This window comes from Luteimonas sp. R10, from assembly GCF_045689605.1.
GTDB lineage: Bacteria > Pseudomonadota > Gammaproteobacteria > Xanthomonadales > Xanthomonadaceae > Luteimonas.
In genome coordinates this window covers 1391886-1408222 of sequence record NZ_CP141262.1, presented here as the reverse complement: position 1 = coordinate 1408222, position 16337 = coordinate 1391886, and the positions used below count along the sequence as shown (strand labels likewise).

General features: G+C 71.3%; 18 protein-coding genes. 15 read left to right on the top strand and 3 right to left on the bottom strand.

Annotated elements, in window-relative coordinates; all coding sequences use genetic code 11:
* Positions 1-2: 2 nt before the first annotated feature.
* From U3649_RS06005 to U3649_RS05970, 8 genes are all read left to right on the top strand, one after another.
* Entirely contained in the window at positions 3-2258 is a 2256-nt protein-coding gene (locus tag U3649_RS06005; protein WP_407353966.1) for a molybdopterin cofactor-binding domain-containing protein, read from the top strand.
* A 234-nt stretch (positions 2259-2492) separates the two neighbouring features.
* Positions 2493-2849, top strand: coding sequence for a c-type cytochrome (locus U3649_RS06000; RefSeq protein ID WP_407353965.1), 357 nt, complete (start codon positions 2493-2495; stop codon positions 2847-2849).
* Entirely contained in the window at positions 2836-4104 is a 1269-nt protein-coding gene (locus U3649_RS05995) for an FAD-dependent oxidoreductase (protein ID WP_407353964.1), read from the top strand. Before U3649_RS06000 ends, U3649_RS05995 begins: the two co-directional genes overlap by 14 nt.
* Positions 4105-4307: 203 nt before the next feature.
* Positions 4308-4700 carry a sulfur oxidation c-type cytochrome SoxX gene (soxX, locus tag U3649_RS05990; RefSeq protein WP_407353963.1) on the top strand — a complete coding sequence of 131 codons (393 nt, stop codon included), beginning with the start codon at positions 4308-4310 and terminating at the stop codon, positions 4698-4700.
* 167 nt (positions 4701-4867) lie between these two features.
* On the top strand, positions 4868-5338 hold the full coding sequence (locus U3649_RS05985) for a SoxY-related AACIE arm protein (protein ID WP_407353962.1): 471 nt from the start codon (positions 4868-4870) through the stop codon (positions 5336-5338).
* On the top strand, positions 5335-5655 hold the full coding sequence (soxZ, locus tag U3649_RS05980; protein ID WP_407353961.1) for a thiosulfate oxidation carrier complex protein SoxZ: 321 nt from the start codon (positions 5335-5337) through the stop codon (positions 5653-5655). Before U3649_RS05985 ends, soxZ begins: the two co-directional genes overlap by 4 nt.
* Before the next feature lie 11 nt (positions 5656-5666).
* Positions 5667-6437: a sulfur oxidation c-type cytochrome SoxA gene (gene soxA, locus U3649_RS05975; RefSeq protein WP_407353960.1), complete on the top strand. Its 771-nt coding sequence runs from the start codon at positions 5667-5669 to the stop codon at positions 6435-6437.
* Positions 6438-6588: 151 nt separating this feature from the next.
* A complete protein-coding gene (locus U3649_RS05970; protein WP_407353959.1) occupies positions 6589-6774 on the top strand; it encodes a hypothetical protein in 186 nt (61 codons plus the stop codon).
* Positions 6775-6905: 131 nt separating this feature from the next.
* On the opposite strand, the gene groL is transcribed toward U3649_RS05970, so the two are convergent.
* From groL to U3649_RS05955, 3 genes are all read right to left on the bottom strand, one after another.
* A complete protein-coding gene (groL, locus tag U3649_RS05965) occupies positions 6906-8552 on the bottom strand; it encodes a chaperonin GroEL (protein ID WP_407353958.1) in 1647 nt (548 codons plus the stop codon).
* Positions 8553-8694: 142 nt separating this feature from the next.
* Positions 8695-8985, bottom strand: a complete 291-nt coding sequence (gene groES / locus U3649_RS05960) for a co-chaperone GroES (RefSeq protein WP_407353957.1) — start codon at positions 8983-8985, stop codon at positions 8695-8697.
* A 213-nt stretch (positions 8986-9198) separates the two neighbouring features.
* Positions 9199-9696, bottom strand: coding sequence for an acyloxyacyl hydrolase (locus tag U3649_RS05955; RefSeq protein WP_407353956.1), 498 nt, complete (start codon positions 9694-9696; stop codon positions 9199-9201).
* 184 nt (positions 9697-9880) lie between these two features.
* Here U3649_RS05955 and cutA point away from each other — a divergent pair, with 184 nt between their 5' ends.
* From cutA to accC, 7 genes are all read left to right on the top strand, one after another.
* Positions 9881-10210 carry a divalent-cation tolerance protein CutA gene (gene cutA, locus U3649_RS05950; protein ID WP_407353955.1) on the top strand — a complete coding sequence of 110 codons (330 nt, stop codon included), beginning with the start codon at positions 9881-9883 and terminating at the stop codon, positions 10208-10210.
* Entirely contained in the window at positions 10207-12651 is a 2445-nt protein-coding gene (dsbD, locus tag U3649_RS05945; RefSeq protein WP_407353954.1) for a protein-disulfide reductase DsbD, read from the top strand. The genes cutA and dsbD overlap by 4 nt, the downstream gene beginning before the upstream one ends.
* Positions 12651-13247 (top strand): TlpA disulfide reductase family protein, encoded by a 597-nt coding sequence (locus U3649_RS05940; protein WP_407353953.1) that lies wholly within the window; start codon positions 12651-12653, stop codon positions 13245-13247. The genes dsbD and U3649_RS05940 overlap by 1 nt, the downstream gene beginning before the upstream one ends.
* A gap of 145 nt (positions 13248-13392) precedes the next feature.
* Entirely contained in the window at positions 13393-13833 is a 441-nt protein-coding gene (aroQ, locus tag U3649_RS05935; protein WP_407353952.1) for a type II 3-dehydroquinate dehydratase, read from the top strand.
* A gap of 58 nt (positions 13834-13891) precedes the next feature.
* Positions 13892-14392, top strand: coding sequence for an acetyl-CoA carboxylase biotin carboxyl carrier protein (gene accB, locus U3649_RS05930; RefSeq protein WP_407354552.1), 501 nt, complete (start codon positions 13892-13894; stop codon positions 14390-14392).
* 27 nt (positions 14393-14419) lie between these two features.
* Entirely contained in the window at positions 14420-14851 is a 432-nt protein-coding gene (locus U3649_RS05925; protein WP_407353951.1) for a four helix bundle protein, read from the top strand.
* The gene (gene accC, locus U3649_RS05920; RefSeq protein WP_407353950.1) at positions 14844-16211 is read left to right on the top strand and encodes an acetyl-CoA carboxylase biotin carboxylase subunit; all 1368 of its coding nucleotides are present in this window, start codon (positions 14844-14846) and stop codon (positions 16209-16211) included. Before U3649_RS05925 ends, accC begins: the two co-directional genes overlap by 8 nt.
* Positions 16212-16337 lie beyond the last annotated feature (126 nt).

Here is a 16337-nt window from a genome sequence, read left to right as displayed (position 1 = left end):
ACATGACGATCACCGACACCCAGTCCCGCGGCGCCGCCCGCGACCGCCGCAAGCGCAACGACGGCAGGCTCGACGACGGCACGCCCGCCGACGTCAGCCTCTCCCGCCGCCGCTTCCTGATCGGTTCGGCCACCGCACTCGGCGGCCTGTCGCTCGGGTTCCATCTGCCCCTGATCGGCAGCGCGGCGGCGGCGGAGCCCGGCGCGGCGGCGCGCGAGGTCAACGCCTGGGTCGTGATCCAGCCGGACGAGACCGTGGTGGTCCGCATCGCCCGCTCCGAGATGGGCCAGGGCACGCTGACCGGCCTGGCGCAGCTGGTCGCCGAGGAGCTCGAATGCGACTGGGCGAATGTGACCACCGAATACCCCACGCCCGGCCAGAGCGTGGCGCGCGACCGTGTCTGGGGCAACTTCTCCACCGGCGGCAGCCGCGGCGTGCGCGAATCGCACGACTACATGCGCCAGGGCGGCGCCGCTGCGCGCGAGATGCTGATCGCCGCCGCCGCGAACGCATGGGGCGTGCCGGCCGGCGAATGCACGGTGGCCAAGGGCGTGATCACCCACAGCGCCAGCGGCCGCAGCACGACCTACGGCAAGGTGGCGACGGCCGCAGCGCAGCTGACACCGCCCACCGATATCCCGCTCAAGGATCCGCAGGACTGGGCCATCGCCGGCAAGCCGCTGCCGCGGCTGGACACGGCCGACAAGCTCACCGGCAAGCAGGTCTACGGCACCGACGTGCAGCTGCCGGGCATGCTCAACGCCGCCATCCGCGCCTGTCCGTACTTCGGCGGCAAACTCGAAAGCTTCGACGCCGCGGCGGTCGCGGACATGCCCGGCGTCCGCCACGTGGTGCGGGTGGACGACACCGCCGTGGCGGTGGTGGCCGATACCTGGTGGCGCGCCAAGACCGCGCTCGACGCGCTTCCCGTGGTCTGGGACGAAGGCCCGAACCGGGCGCTGACCAGCGCGGCGATCGCCGACATGCTGGCCGAGGGCCTGGACGCCGACGACGCCTTCATCGGCACCCAGGCGGGCGACGCGCGCGCCACGCTGGCCGCGCACGCCGGCAAGACCGTCACCGCGACCTACGCCGTTCCCTACCAGCACCACGCGACCATGGAACCGATGAACGCGACCGCGCTGTACACGCCGGAGAAGTGCGAGGTGTGGGTGCCGACGCAGAACGGCGAGGCCAGCCTGGCGGCCGCGGCCCAGGCCGCCGAGCTGCCGGTGGAACGCTGCGAGGTCTACAAGCTGCACCTGGGCGGCGGCTTCGGCCGGCGCGGCTTCCAGGACTACGTGCAGCAGGCGGTGCGCATCGCCAGGCAGGTCCCCGGCACGCCGGTGAAGCTGATCTGGTCGCGCGAGGAGGACATGCTGCACGGCGCCTACCATCCGACCACGCAGTGCAAGCTGACCGGCGCGCTGGACGACGACGGCAACCTCGCCGCGCTGCACATGCGCATCTCGGGCCAGTCGATCCTGGCCTCGGTGCGGCCCGAGGGCATGCAGGGCGGCATGGACCCGGTGGTGTTCCAGGGACTGTTCCTGGACAACCCGGAAGGCAGCTTCGCCTACGACGTCGAGCACCTGCTGATCGACCACGCGATGCGCAACCCGGCGGTGCCGCCGGGCTTCTGGCGCGGGGTCAACCTCAACCAGAACGCGATCTACGTCGAATGCTTCATGGACGAGCTGGCGCACGCGGCCGGCGTCGATCCGCTGGCGTTCCGCCGCCGGCTGATGGCCAACCATCCCAAGCACCTGGCGGTGCTGGACGCGGTCGCCGAACGGGTCGGCTGGGACAGCGCGCCGCCGGCGGGCGTGCACCGCGGCCTGGCGCAGATCATGGGCTTCGGCAGCTACGTCGCCGCGGCGGCGGAGGTCTCGGTCACCGACGGCCGGCTCAGGATCCACCGCATCGTCGCCGCCACCGACCCCGGCCACGTGGTCAACCCGGCCCAGGTCGAGCGGCAGGTGGAAGGTTCGTTCGTCTACGGGCTTTCCGCGGGCCTGTTCGGCGAATGCGTCGTCGACGGCGGCCGCATGGTGCAGGAGAACTTCGACACCTACCCGGTGATGCTGATGGCGGACATGCCTGCGGTGGAAACGGTGATCGTGCCGTCCGGCGGCTTCTGGGGCGGCGTCGGCGAGCCGACCATCGCGGTGGCCATGCCGGCCGTGCTCAATGCGATCTTCGCGGCGACCGGCAAGCGGATCCGGACGTTGCCGCTGAAGCAGCACGACCTGGCGTAGAAGCGAGGAACGAGTGGAGAGGAACGAGAAACGAGGACGGCACCGCACGGCGGAACCGCTGCAGGCGATTCCGGCGAGTTTGCTTCCGTGGGAGCGGCTTTGCTCTTGTGGGAGCGACGGAAGTCGCGACTCCGCGGACGGCCAGCCGCGACTTCCCGGCGACGGCATGCCGCCACCACTCCCACAGCGGTTCCATCCTATGGTCCCGTACCGGCTCCTGGTTGCTGACTGACAATGGCCACGGCGAAACGCCACATCGCCCTGCTGCTCGCCGTCGCGGCCGTTTCCCCGGCGCCGGCGGCGCAGCCTGGGCCGCCGGGGGCGAGCAGCTGCTCGGGCTGCCATGCGCCGACCGGCGCGGGCGATGGCATCCCGGGCCTGGAAGGGCTCGACGCCGAGCGCATCGTCGCCGACATGCGCGCGTTCCGCAGCGGCGAACGCGAGGCGACGGTGATGGACCGCATCGCCCGGGGCTTCACCGAGGAAGAAACCCGCGCCATCGCCGAGTGGCTGGCCTCCGAGGGCGAACGGGACGCGACCGGGAAAGAGACGATCGGTCGGGACGCAGGAGCGCCGGATGCCGAGCCGTAGACACGTCCTGCAGGGTCTCGCTGGCGCCGCCGTGGCGGCGCTGGGTTCGGCACCGCGGCTTCGCGCCGGCGCGGCGCCGCGCGTGGTGGTGGTGGGCGGCGGCTTCGCCGGCGCCAGCTGCGCGCGTGCGTTGAAGCGGCTGGACCCCGGCCTCGACGTGGTCCTGGTCGAGCCGGCGGCGCGTTACACCGCCTGCCCCTTCAGCAACGCGGTGATCGCCGGCCTGCGCGATCCCGACGCCCAGGTGTTCGGCTACGACGGCATCGAGCGCGCCGGCGTGCGCCTGGTCCGCAGCCGCGCCGGCGCGGTCGATGCCGACCGCCGCCGCCTGCGCCTGGACGACGGCACCACGCTGGACTACGCGCGCCTGGTGCTGGCGCCGGGCATCGACCTGCGTTTCGACGCCCTGCCCGGCTACGACCGCGCCGCCGCCGACGCGATGCCGCACGCCTGGAAGGCCGGCGAGCAGACGCTGCGGCTACGGCGCCAGCTGGAGGCGATGGAGGACGGCGGGCTGGTGATGCTCTCGGTCCCGGCCAATCCGTACCGCTGCCCGCCCGGCCCCTACGAACGCGCGAGCCTGATCGCGCACTACCTGAAGACCCACAAGCCGCGCTCCAAGCTCATCGTGCTGGACGCCAAGGACCAGTTCTCCAAGCAGTCGCTGTTCCAGGCCGCCTGGCGCGAACTGTACCCGGACCTGCTCGAATGGGTGCCGCTGTCGATGGGCGGGCAGGTCGTGGAGGTCGATCCCGGCGCCATGGCCCTGGTCACCGACTTCGACCGCCATCGCGCCGACGTCGCCAACGTCATCCCGCCGCAGCGCGCCGGCGCGATCGCGGCGGTGGCGGGCGTGGCCGACCGCACCGGCTGGTGCCCGGTCGATCCGGTCACCTTCGAGTCCCGGCTGCGGCCGGGCATCCACGTGATCGGCGATGCGATCATCGCCGGCGCCATGCCCAAGTCCGCCTTCGCCGCCAACGCGCAGGCCAAGGTCTGCGCGGCGGCGGTGGTCGACCTGGTCCGCGAGCGCACGCCGGCCGAGCCCCGGCTCGTCAACACCTGCTACAGCCTGGTCGCGCCCGGCTACGGCATCTCGGTCGCCGGCGTCTACCGCCCCGGCGACGAACTGCTGACCGAGATCGAGGGCGCGGGCGGCGTCAGCGCGGCCGACGCGCCGCCGGCGACGCGCGCGCTGGAAGCGATGTACGCGGAAAGCTGGTTCCGGACGATCACCGGCGAGGTGTTCGGATGAACCCCCAGGCGGTATCGGAACGCGTAGAGCCGAGCTTGCTCGGCTGCTTTCGGGCTTCGGAGCCGGGAGCAGCGGAGCAAGCTCCGCTCTACGGTGCCGGCGGCGTATCGGCGCGGAAGGGAATGAAGGGCGCGCGGCGGCTGGCGCTGTGCCTTGGCTTGGCGAGTGCGGCCGCGTGCGCGGCCGGGGCGCAGGACGCGCCGGTGCACGCCGCCGTCGAAGGCGACGCGCTTCCCCGGCCTCCGGGGGTGCCTGCCGGCGATGCGGAACGCGGCGCGGCGCTGATGAACGATCGCCACCGGAGCCTGTGCCTGCTGTGCCACGCCGGGCCCTTCCCCGATCCGCACCTGCACGGCACGCTCGCGCCCGACCTGACCGGGATCGGGAGCCGGCTCTCGGAAGGCCAGCTGCGCCTGCGCATCGCCGACATGAAGGCGATCAATCCGGCGAGCATCATGCCGACCTACCGCCGTACCGCGGACGATGCCGACGACGGCGGCGCCAGGCGCATCGCGGCCGCCTGGCGCGGCAAGCCGGTGCTGGAGGACGACGAGATCGAGGATCTGGTCGCCTATCTGGCGACGTTGAAGGAATGACCATGCGCGGCGACAGGCCGAGGGAAGCTTCATCTCCCCGTGCTTCCGACGCAGGTCGGAAACCGGCGGCGGCGCCGACGGCACCGTCATGCCCGCGCCGACGGGCATCCAGCGACTTCGGCGCGCGTTCTCCCGGCGAAAGGCGCCCGGTGCCCGCCTGCGCGGGCATGGCGTACAAGAAACCGGGCGCGCTCGGACGGCGCGACTTCCTCGTCGCTGCCGCGGCGGGGCTGGTCGTGCTGGCGCTGCCCGCGCGCGCGGCGGCGCGGCCGTCCCTGGACGAGGCGGTGCGCGGCTTCACCGGCGGCGCCGACGCGCCCGCCGGCGGGATGCGGCTGGAGATTCCGCCGCTGGTCGAGAACGGCAATGCCGTCGGCGTCACCGTGACCGTGGACAGCGCGATGAGCGCGGACGACCACGTGCACCGGATCGCGCTGTTCAACGAGAAGAACCCGCAGGCGGATGTCGCCGTGTTCCACCTGGGGCCGCGCGCCGGGCGGGCGCGGATCGCGACCCGGATCCGCCTGGCGACCGCGCAGACGGTCGTCGCCGTGGCGGAGATGAGCGACGGCAGCTTCCGCTCCAGCGAGACGAACGTGATCGTGACCCTGGCCGCCTGCATCGAGGACCTGTCGTGACCCGCGCCCTGATCAACGTGCCCGAGACCGCCCGCCGCGGCGAGATCATCGAGATCAAGGCGATGATCTCGCACCCGATGGAAACCGGCCACCGGATGGGGCCGAACGGCGTCGCCATCCCGCGCGACATCATCCACCGCTTCAGCTGCCGCTACGACGGCGAGGAGGTCTTCGCGGCGGAGCTGTTCCCCGCGATCTCCGCCAATCCGTTCCTGGCCTTCAGCACCGTCGCCACCGCCAGCGGCACGCTGACCTTCACCTGGACCGACGACGCCGGGCAGACGTACACCGAGTCGGCCGAGATCGCGGTGGATTGATGGCGCGGCGCATGCGGCACACGGTCGCCGTCTGCACCGTCCTCGCGGTCGCCGCGGCGGTGGCGGCCGACATCCCGCGCGACCAGCGCCGGTCCGGCGCCGACTTCATGTCGCCCGGGACGCGGGCGATGCAGGAGGACGACACCGGCAACCCCGGCATGCTCTGGGTGCTCGAAGGCGAACAGGCCTGGGACACGCCGCAGGGCGCGGCCGACGTCGCCTGCAGCGGCTGCCACGGCGATGCGGCCGACAGCATGCGCGGCGTGGCCGCCGCCTACCCCGCGTTCGACGAAGCGCTCGAACGGCCCGTGGACCTCGCGACCCGGATCAACCGGTGCCGGCGCACGCACCAGCAGGCCGAACCGCTGGAGCACGAGAGCCGCGGACTGCTCGCCCTCACCGCCTACGTCGCGCACCAGTCGCGCGGGCATCCGGCCGCGCCACCGCCGGATCCGCGCCTGGCACCGTTCCGCGAGCATGGCCGGCAGTTGTTCGAGCGCCGCATCGGGCAGCTCGACCTCGCCTGCGCCGCCTGCCACGACGACAACTGGGGCGAACGCCTCGGCGGCAACCCGATCCCGCAGGCGCATCCCACCGGCTACCCGCTGTACCGGCTGGAGTGGCAGTCGCTCGGTTCCCTGCAGCGGCGCCTGCGCAACTGCATGATCGGCGTGCGCGCCGAACCGTATCCGTTCGGCGCTCCGGAAATGATCGACCTGGAGCTTTACCTGATGCAGCGTGCCGAAGGGCTGCCGATCGAGACGCCCGCGGTGCGGCCGTGAGCGAGAAACGAGTGGGTAGAGCCGGCCGGCTTCCTTTCTGAGCGACACCGCTTGGGGGCGTAGAGCGGAGCTTGCTCCGCTGCCTTCGGCTCCGCAGCCCGGGGCAGCCGAGCAAGCTCGGCTCTACGGCCATGTTCCGCAGCTTGCCCGCTTGTTGTTCTTTTCTGACGCGGGAAAGATCGTTGTTGCAGAAGACGCACAGGCCTCGCACGGCCGCTTCGACGACCGCGGCCGCAGCCTGCAGCTGCTGTGGACGATGCACCGCAGGGCGTTCACGGGCCTCGCGATCGCGATCGTGGTCGCGGCCACCGGCCTGGCGTACCGGACAAGCGCTTAGATCGCTGCGCCGTACGCGGTCGCGCCCGCGCGCCGGCAACAAAAAGGCCCCGCATCGCTGCGGGGCCTTTCGACGCTTGCGGCGCCACGCCGTCCGCATCGCGGAAGGCGTGCGTGCTCGGGCGCAGGGGTTTAGAAATCCATGCCGCCCATGCCGCCCATGCCGCCGCCGCCCATGCCGCCGCCGGCCGGCTCTTCCTTCTTCGGCAGCTCGCCCACCATCGCCTCGGTGGTGATCATCAGGCCGGCGATCGAGGCCGCGTTCTGCAGCGCCGAGCGGGTGACCTTGGTCGGGTCCAGGATGCCGAACTCGATCATGTCGCCGTACTCGCCGTTGGCGGCGTTGTAGCCGTAGTTGCCCTTGCCGTCGGCCACCTTGTTCAGCACCACGCTCGGCTCCTCGCCGCAGTTGGCGACGATCTCGCGCAGCGGCGCTTCCATCGCGCGCTTGGCGATGTTGATGCCGTGGTTCTGGTCCTCGTTGGCACCCTTGAGGTCGCCGATGGCCTGCAGCGCGCGGATCAGCGCGACGCCGCCGCCCGGGACCACGCCCTCCTCGACCGCCGCACGGGTGGCGTGCAGGGCGTCCTCGACGCGGGCCTTCTTCTCCTTCATCTCGATCTCGGTCGAGGCGCCGACCTTGATCACCGCCACGCCGCCGGCCAGCTTGGCCACGCGCTCCTGCAGCTTCTCGCGGTCGTAGTCCGAGGAGGTCTCCTCGATCTGCGCCTTGATCTGCTTGATGCGCGACTCGATGCCCGCGGTGTCGCCGGCGCCGTCGATGATGGTGGTGTTCTCCTTGGTCACCTGCACCTTCTTGGCGCGGCCCAGGTCGTTGATGGTGGCCTTCTCCAGCTGCAGGCCGACTTCCTCGGAGATCACGGTGCCGCCGGTCAGCACGGCCATGTCCTCGAGCATCGCCTTGCGACGGTCGCCGAAGCCCGGGGCCTTGACGGCGCAGACCTTGACGATGCCGCGGATGGTGTTGACCACCAGGGTCGCCAGGGCCTCGCCCTCGACTTCCTCGGCGACGATCAGCAGCGGCTTGCCGGCCTTGGCCACGCCCTCGAGGACGGGCAGCAGATCGCGCACGTTGGAGATCTTCTTGTCGTGCAGCAGGATGAAGGGATCCTCCAGCTCGGCCGACATCGACTGCTGGTTGTTGATGAAGTACGGCGACAGGTAGCCGCGGTCGAACTGCATGCCCTCGACCACGTCCAGCTCGTTGTCCAGGCCCGAGCCTTCCTCGACCGTGATCACGCCTTCCTTGCCGACCTTCTTCATCGCGTCGGCGATGATGGTGCCGACCGACTCGTCGGAGTTGGCGGAGATGGTGCCGACCTGGGCGATCGCCTTGTCGTCGGCGGTGGGCTTGCTGATGTTCTTGAGCTGCTCGACGGCGGAGATCACCGCCTTGTCGATGCCGCGCTTGAGGTCCATCGGGTTCATGCCGGCGGCGACCGCCTTCATGCCCTCGCGGATCATCGCCTGCGCCAGCACGGTGGCGGTGGTGGTGCCGTCGCCGGCGTTGTCGGAGGTCTTGGACGCGACTTCCTTGACCATCTGCGCGCCCATGTTCTCGAACTTGTCGGCCAGCTCGATCTCCTTGGCGACGGACACGCCGTCCTTGGTGATCGTCGGGGCGCCGAAGCTCTTCTCGAGCACGACGTTGCGGCCCTTCGGGCCGAGGGTGGCCTTGACGGCATTGGCGAGGGCGTTGACACCGCGCACCATCTTCGAGCGCGCATCTTCACCGAAACGGATTTCTTTGGCTGCCATTTGAAACTCCGGGATTCGTGATTAGTGATTCGTGATTCGTAAGAGCGGAAAAGCGTGGTCCGGGTCGGAGGCGGGTGCTTCGCGAAGCATTTGCTTCTAGCGAATCACCAATCACCAATCCCGAATCACGGCCGTTCTCGGCTCAGCCGAGAACGGCGAGGATGTCGTCCTCGCGGACCACCAGGTACTCGGTGCCGTCCAGCTTGACCTCGGTGCCGCTGTACTTGCCGAACAGGACCTGGTCGCCGGCCTTGACCTTCGGTGCGCGCACGCTGCCGTTGTCGAGCGCCTTGCCCTCGCCGGTGGCGACGACTTCGCCCCGGATCGGCTTCTCGGTGGCGGAGTCCGGGATCACGATGCCGCCGGCGGACATCTTTTCTTCTTCGGTACGCTTGATGACCACACGGTCGTAGAGCGGCTTGATGTTGCTCATTTCGATCCTCGCTAAATGATTGATCGGATTGCAAATTGGGCGGCGACCTTAGCACTCGCCCAAGGAGAGTGCCAGGCGCACGGACGGCAAAACCCGGCAGCGCCGGGATGGACGGGAAATGGGTCCGCCCGCGCGCCTTTCAAGGGCCCTTCGGCAAAAAAAATTTCGAGGGCGGGTCCGGACCGGCGGTGGGGATGCCGGCGGGGCGGGTCGTCAGAAGCGCCAGGCCGCCGTCAGCATGGTCTCGCCGTCGTTCGGCTGGTGCAGGCTGGCATTGGAGATATGCCTGGCCAGCAGCGAGAAGCGGTTCCAGCGCCAGCCGGCGGTGGTGACGAACTGCGGATCGCCCGACAGGGCATCGGTCTCGCCGGCCTGGGCGCCGACGCCGAACCCCAGGGTCAGGCCGTTGTCGGTGCGCTCGTAGCGCAGCCCGGCGTGGGCGACGGTCACCTCGTCCTCCAGGTCCAGCCGGGTGTCGTCGCGCCCGCGCACGTGGATCGCGCCCAGCTCCCAGCGCAGGACCGCATGGCCCATCGGCCGCCATTCGGGCAGCCACGCCGCGGCGACCACCGGCGTGGTCTCGTTGCCGCGCGTGGCCGAGACGCCGCCGCCGATCTCGAACCGCGATTGCGCCAGGACCGCGGAGGCAGGCAGCGCGGACAGGACCGCCGCGGCCAGCAGCGCGACGGGGGAGGAAAGGGAACGACGCATGGCGAGCACCGGACGGGAAAGCAGGGGGCGCGTATCTTAAACCCACCGGTACAGGATATGCGCGTGCCGGACGTCGATGCCGGACGGGCGCCGGCGCCGTACCGGCCTGGATCGCGGCACCGCGGATCGCCATCGGCGGGCCTCGGCTACCCTATACGCCCCGCGCGACCCCGGCCCCCTTAGCTTGAACGCCCTGATCTGCCTGTGCGCCTGCCCTGACCGCGACGTCGCCTCGCGCATCGCCGAGACCTTGGTCGGCGAGCGGCTGGCGGCCTGCGTGAACCTGCTCCCGGGCGTGGAATCGGTGTACCGGTGGCGCGACGCGGTCGAGCGCGATACGGAGGTCCTGCTGCTGATCAAGACCGCGCCGGCGCGGCTGCAGGCCGTGACCGCGCGCATCGTCGCGCTTCATCCGTATGAACTGCCCGAGGTGATCGCGGTCGAAAGCGCCGGCGGCCTGTCCGCCTATCTCGACTGGATCGCCCGGGAGACCGATTTGGAGCCGCAGCCTTGAGCCCGTCGACCACCGGGCGGCGCCGCGCCGCCGCCGCGCTGTTGTGCCTGTCCGGGCTGTTCGCCACCGCGCCCGCGGCGGCGGCGGACGTGGACGACCTGCTGCCGGTGGAGCAGGCCTTCGCGCTGACCGCGACCGCGCCCACGCGCGAGCGCATCGAACTGCACTGGAAGATCGCCGACGGCTATTACCTGTACCGGCACCGCTTCGGCGTGGAGCGGCTCGACGAAGGCTTCAAGGTCAACCCCCTACAGCTGCCCGCCGGCCACAAGCACCACGACGAATTCTTCGGCGAGGTGGAGACCTACCGTGACAGCGTGACCGCGGTGGTGACCGGCGCGCCCGCCGACGGCATGGCCTCGCTGCCGCTGCGGGTGAAATTCCAGGGCTGCGCCGACATCGGCGTGTGCTATCCGCCGCAGACGCAGACGGTGCAGGTGCGCCTGCCGGCGGCCGCCGAAGCGGCTCCCGCCGGCGGCGCGTCCGGTTCCGCGGGCGGCGACCGCCTCGCTGCGCTCGGCCGTGCGCTGGGCGGCGGCAACGCGCGGGCGGGGATCGCCGGCGAAGGCCCGATGCAGCCGCTGCCGCTGCCGCCGGACCAGGCGTTCGGTTTCGAGGCGATCGCCGGCGACGGCGACACCATCCTGATGCGGTTCACCCCGGCGCCCGGCTACTACCTGTACCGCGACCGCAGCACGTTCGCGCTCGCCGGCGCCGACGGCATCGCCGCGGGCACGCCGGCATGGCCGCGCGGGGTCGAGCACCACGACGAGCACTTCGGCGAGGTGGTGGTGTACTTCGACCAGGTCGACGTGCCGCTGCCGCTGCGGCGCACCCGCCCCGATGCCGCCGAGGTCAGCCTCACCGCGACCTTCCAGGGCTGCCAGGACGAGGGCATCTGCTACCCACCGATGACGCGCACGGTGACGGTGGCGTTGCCGCCGGGCCAGGCCGCAGCGAGCGCCGGCGCGCCGGCGCAATCGGCCACCGCCGCACCGCCGGTGCCCGCGGACGCCATCGGCGCGGAGACCGTGGGAGCGACGGAAGTCGCGACACCCGCGACACCGCCGCAGCCGGCGACCGACGCCCCCGCGGCCGACACCACGACCCCCATCACCGCCGACACCCGGTCCGCACCCGCGCCGCAGGCCGACGACAGCCGCCTGGCCGCAGCGCTGGCCGGCCCGGACCGGCTGCTGACCCTGCTCGGCTTCTTCGGCGCCGGCCTGCTGCTGGCGTTCACGCCCTGCGTGCTGCCGATGATCCCGATCCTGTCGGGACTGATCGCCGGCGCCGGCACGCGCCTGGGCACCGGCCGCGCGCTGCTGCTGTCGTTCGTCTACGTGCTGGCCAATGCGCTGGTGTTCACCGCCGCCGGCGTGGTCGCGGCGCTGGTCGGCGCCAACCTGCAGATCGCCTTCCAGACGCCGTGGATCATCGCCCTGTTCGCGCTGCTGTTCGTGGCGCTGGCGCTGTCGGCGTTCGGCCTCTACGAGCTGCAGCTGCCGGCCGCGGTCCGCGCCAGGCTCGGCGCGATCAGCGACCGCCAGCGCGGCGGTTCGCTGGCCGGGGTGGCGGCGATGGGCGCGCTGTCGGCCTTGATCGTCGGTCCCTGCGTGGCGCCGCCGCTGGCCGCCGCGGTGCTGTACATCGGCGAGAGCGGCGACCCGGTGCTGGGCGGCACCGCGTTGTTCGTGCTGGCGATGGGCATGGGCCTGCCGCTGCTGGCCTTCGGCGTCGCCGCCGGGCGCGGGCTGCCGACCAGCGGGCCGTGGATGGTGGCGGCGCAGCGGGCGTTCGGCTTCGTGTTCCTGGGGCTGGCGGTGTGGATGCTGTCGCGGATCCTGCCCGGGCCGGCCACCCTCGCCCTGTACGGCCTGTTGGCATTGGCCGCGGCCGCGTGGGCGCTGGCGGCGAGCACCGCAACGCCGCGCACGCGCCTGCTGGCGCGCTTCGCCGGCCTGGTGCTGGCGGTGGCCGGCGCCGCGCAGCTGCTGGGGGCGATGTCGGGCGGGCACGACCCGCTGCGGCCGCTGGACGGCATGACCGCGGCGCGGCAGCCGCAGGCGACGCTGCCATTCCGCCGGATCAAGACCGTGGCCGACCTGGACCTGGAGATCGCCGCCGCCCACGCCGCCGGGCGGCCGCTGCTGTTCGACTTCTATGCCGACTGGTGCGTGGCCTGCAAGGAAATGGAGAAATACACCTTCCCGCAGGCCGAGGTGCAGGACGCGCTGGCCGGTTTCGTGCTGCTCAAGGCCGACGTGACCGCCAACGATGCCGAGGACCAGGCGCTGATGCGCCGCTACGGCATTGTCGGCCCGCCGGCGACGCTGTTCTTCGTCGACGGCGACGAACGGCGCGACCTGCGGCTGTTCGGCTTCGAGAAGGCCGCGGCGTTCGCCGCGCGCGTGCAGCGCGCCGCGGGCGAAGGCCGCTGATGCGGTCGGGCACCAAGATCGTGCTGGTGGCGGTCGCGGCCGGCACGCTGGGCGTGGTCGCCGGCCTGCTGACCCGCGGCCCCGGGCCGCTGCTGCGCACCGAGCCCGGGCAGCGGATCGCCCAGCAGGTGCTGCAGGCCAATGCGCCCGCGGCCCCGGAGGGCGTGGCGGTGGCGAAACGCGGCGAGGTGCTGCCGGCATTCGCCGTGGCCGCCCTGGACGGGGGCGACATCGCCCTGCCGGACGACTTCGCCGGCCGTCCGCTGCTGGTCAACGTCTGGGCCAGCTGGTGCGGCCCCTGCATCCGCGAAATGCCGGAGCTGGACCGCTACGCCCGCGCACAGGGCGACGACGGCACCCGCGTGCTCGGCATCGCCCTGGACGACCCGGCGGCGGTACGCGATTTCCTGCAGCGGGTCCCGGTGTCCTATCCCCTGGCGATCGACGCCCCCGGCCGCGCCGACGCCGGCGTGCGCCTGGGCAACCCGCGCGGGGTGCTGCCGTACTCGGTGCTGGTCTCGGCCGACGGCCGCGTGCTGAAGCAGCGCATCGGCCCGTTCGAGGACGGCGAGGTCGAGGGCTGGGCCCGGCCCTAGCACGGCGGTCGCCGCGCACTTGCCGCCGCCGCCAATGATTAGAGCGGAAACTCAAACAAACGCTTAAATTCGCCGAAGATCGGCGAACTGGACAGCATCGGCCGCTTGCCCCAGACTGCGCGCCTGTTTCCGGCCCCGGCGCCCGATGGCGAAGCTGCTGCTCCTGCATGGCCCCAATCTCAACCTGCTCGGCACGCGCGAGCCGGAGGTCTACGGCCGCGCCACGCTCGCCGAGATCGATGCCGAACTGGCGCGCCGCGCCGCGGCCGCGGGCCATGCGCTCGAGAGCCTGCAGTCCAACGCCGAGCACGTGCTGGTCGAGCGGGTGCAGGCGGCGCGCGAGGACGGCACCGGCTTCCTGCTGGTCAACCCGGCCGCGTTCACCCACACCTCGGTGGCCCTGCGCGACGCGCTCGCCGCGGTGGCGATCCCGTTCATCGAGGTGCACCTGTCCAACCCGCACGCGCGCGAACCGTTCCGCCACACCAGCTATTTCAGCGACCTGGCCGTCGGCGTGATCTGCGGCTTCGGTGCCGACAGCTACCGCTACGCGCTGGAGGCGGCGCTCGCCCGCCTCGCCCGCTGAACCCACGAACCCCATGTCCCCGCCCGGCGGCGAACGCCGGGACACCACAGAGGCCACCATGGACCTGCGAAAAATCAAGAAGCTGATCGACCTGCTCGAGGAATCCAACCTCTCCGAGATCGAGATCAAGGAAGGCGAGGAATCGGTGCGCCTGTCGCGGCTGCAGACCGGTCCCGTCTACGCACCGCCGGCGGCACCGATGCCGGTGGCGCGCGGCGCCGAGCCGTCGATGCCGATGCAGTCGCCGGTCGACGCCGCCACCGGCGGCCGCGGCGCCGCCGCACCCGCGTCGGCGCCGGACGCGGGCGGCGCGGCGCTGCCGGAGGGGCACACGGTCAAGTCGCCGATGGTCGGCACCTACTACGCCTCGCCGGCGCCGGACAAGCCGGCCTTCGTCAGCGTCGGCCAGGCCGTCAAGGCCGGCGAGACGCTGGGCATCATCGAGGCGATGAAGATGTTCAACCCGATCGAAGCCGACATCGAAGGCATCGTGCTCGCGATCCTGTGCGAGAACGGCCAGCCGGTGGAGTTCGATCAGCCGTTGTTCGTGATCGGCTGACGCCGATCACGACGGGATTGGGGATTCGTGATTCGAGATTCGGAAAAGCAGCGACCGCATGAGCGCCTGGATGTCTGGCGCGATGCGATGGCGCTCGTCGAATGGATCTATCGGGTCACCGCCCCGTTTCCCGAGGCCGAGCGCCTCGGCCTGGGCATGCAGTTGCGCCGTGCCGCGGTCAGCGTTCCGTCCAACATCGCCGAGGGTGCCGCACGGCGTTCGACGGCGGAATACCTGCGGTTTCTCTCGATGGCCCGCGGATCGCTCGCCGAGATCGGCACGCAACTGGAGATCTCGCAACGCCTCGGCTACCTGGCACATGATGCTTCGCTTGCCGACCTGCTCGACCGCACCTTCGCCCGACTCAACGCCCTGATCCGTTCGCTCGAAGCCTCTCGCATCCGCGAGCCCGACGTCTCCTACGAATCCCCAATCCCGAATCCCCAATCCCATGCTTGATAAAGTCGTCATCGCCAACCGCGGTGAAATCGCGCTGCGCATCCTGCGCGCGTGCCACGCGCTCGGCATCCGCACGGTGGCGGTGCATTCCACCGTCGACCGCAACCTCAAGCACGTGGCCATGGCCGACGAGTCGGTCTGCATCGGCCCGGCGCCGTCGGCGCGCAGCTACCTGGACATGCCGGCGATCATCGCCGCGGCCGAGGTGACCGACGCGCAGGCGATCCACCCCGGCTACGGCTTCCTCAGCGAGAACGCCGACTTCGCCGAGCGCGTGGAGCAGTCGGGCTTCGTGTTCATCGGCCCGAAGGCCGACACCATCCGCCTGATGGGCGACAAGGTCGAGGCGATCCGGGCGATGAAGGAGGCCGGCGTGCCCTGCGTGCCCGGCAGCGGCGGGCCGCTCGGCGACGACGCCGAAGCCAACATCGCCGTCGCCCGCGAGATCGGCTACCCGGTGATCGTCAAGGCGGCCGGCGGCGGCGGCGGGCGCGGCATGCGCGTGGTGCACACCGAGGCCGCGCTGTCGGCCGCGATCACCACCACCAAGCAGGAAGCCAAGGCCGCGTTCGGCAACGACATGGTCTACATGGAGAAGTTCCTCGAGAACCCGCGCCACGTCGAGATCCAGGTGCTGGCCGACGGACAGGGCAACGCGGTGCACCTGGGCGAGCGCGACTGCTCGATGCAGCGCCGCCACCAGAAGGTGGTCGAGGAGGCGCCGGCGCCGGGCATCGACGAGGAGCAGCGCGCCGCGATCGGCAAGGTCTGCGTCGAGGCCTGCCTGCGCATCGGCTATCGCGGCGCCGGCACCTTCGAGTTCCTGTACGAGGACGGCCGCTTCTACTTCATCGAGATGAACACCCGCATCCAGGTCGAGCACCCGGTCACCGAGCTGGTCACCGGCATCGACCTGGTGCGCGAACAGCTGCTGATCGCCGCCGGCCGGCCGCTGTCGATCCGGCAGCAGGACGTGGTGCTGCGCGGGCACGCGATCGAGTGCCGGATCAACGCCGAGGATCCGGAGAGCTTCATGCCCTCGCCCGGGCTGATCCAGCACTTCCACGCGCCGGGAGGTCCGGGCGTGCGCGTGGATTCGCACATCTACGAGGGCTACCGGGTGCCGCCCGACTACGACTCGATGATCGGCAAGCTGATCGTGCACGGCGCCGATCGCGCGCAGGCGATCGCGCGCATGCGCGTGGCGCTGAACGAGATGGTGATCGACGGCATCCGGACCAACATTCCGCTGCAGCAGCGGATCATGCGCGACGTCGGCTTCCAGACCGGCGGCCAGAACATCCACTACCTGGAAAAGCGGCTGGCCGAGCGCCGCGACAAGTCGCTGTCGATCGGCTGAGGCAGGGCGAGAAGGCGCCGCCTCGACGCGGCGCTTCGATGCGGGAGCGACGGCAGTCGCGACTTCGCTGTCGCGACTGCCGTCGCTCCCGCACGGATCAGCGGAACTCGATCGCCGCGTCCGGTT

Bases quoted from the DNA above. Each gene is read 5' to 3' on its own strand.
- U3649_RS06005 (WP_407353966.1), top strand. From the start codon at position 3: ATGACGATCACCGACACCCAGTCCCGCGGCGCCGCCCGCGACCGCCGC.
- aroQ (WP_407353952.1), top strand. From the start codon at position 13,393: ATGGCGAAGCTGCTGCTCCTGCATGGCCCCAATCTCAACCTGCTCGGC.
- U3649_RS05995 (WP_407353964.1), top strand. From the start codon at position 2,836: ATGCCGAGCCGTAGACACGTCCTGCAGGGTCTCGCTGGCGCCGCCGTG.
- groES (WP_407353957.1), bottom strand. From the start codon at position 8,985: ATGAGCAACATCAAGCCGCTCTACGACCGTGTGGTCATCAAGCGTACC.
- U3649_RS06000 (WP_407353965.1), top strand. From the start codon at position 2,493: ATGGCCACGGCGAAACGCCACATCGCCCTGCTGCTCGCCGTCGCGGCC.
- U3649_RS05940 (WP_407353953.1), top strand. From the start codon at position 12,651: ATGCGGTCGGGCACCAAGATCGTGCTGGTGGCGGTCGCGGCCGGCACG.
- accB (WP_407354552.1), top strand. From the start codon at position 13,892: ATGGACCTGCGAAAAATCAAGAAGCTGATCGACCTGCTCGAGGAATCC.
- U3649_RS05955 (WP_407353956.1), bottom strand. From the start codon at position 9,696: ATGCGTCGTTCCCTTTCCTCCCCCGTCGCGCTGCTGGCCGCGGCGGTC.
- soxA (WP_407353960.1), top strand. From the start codon at position 5,667: ATGCGGCACACGGTCGCCGTCTGCACCGTCCTCGCGGTCGCCGCGGCG.
- groL (WP_407353958.1), bottom strand. From the start codon at position 8,552: ATGGCAGCCAAAGAAATCCGTTTCGGTGAAGATGCGCGCTCGAAGATG.
- accC (WP_407353950.1), top strand. From the start codon at position 14,844: ATGCTTGATAAAGTCGTCATCGCCAACCGCGGTGAAATCGCGCTGCGC.
- U3649_RS05985 (WP_407353962.1), top strand. From the start codon at position 4,868: ATGGCGTACAAGAAACCGGGCGCGCTCGGACGGCGCGACTTCCTCGTC.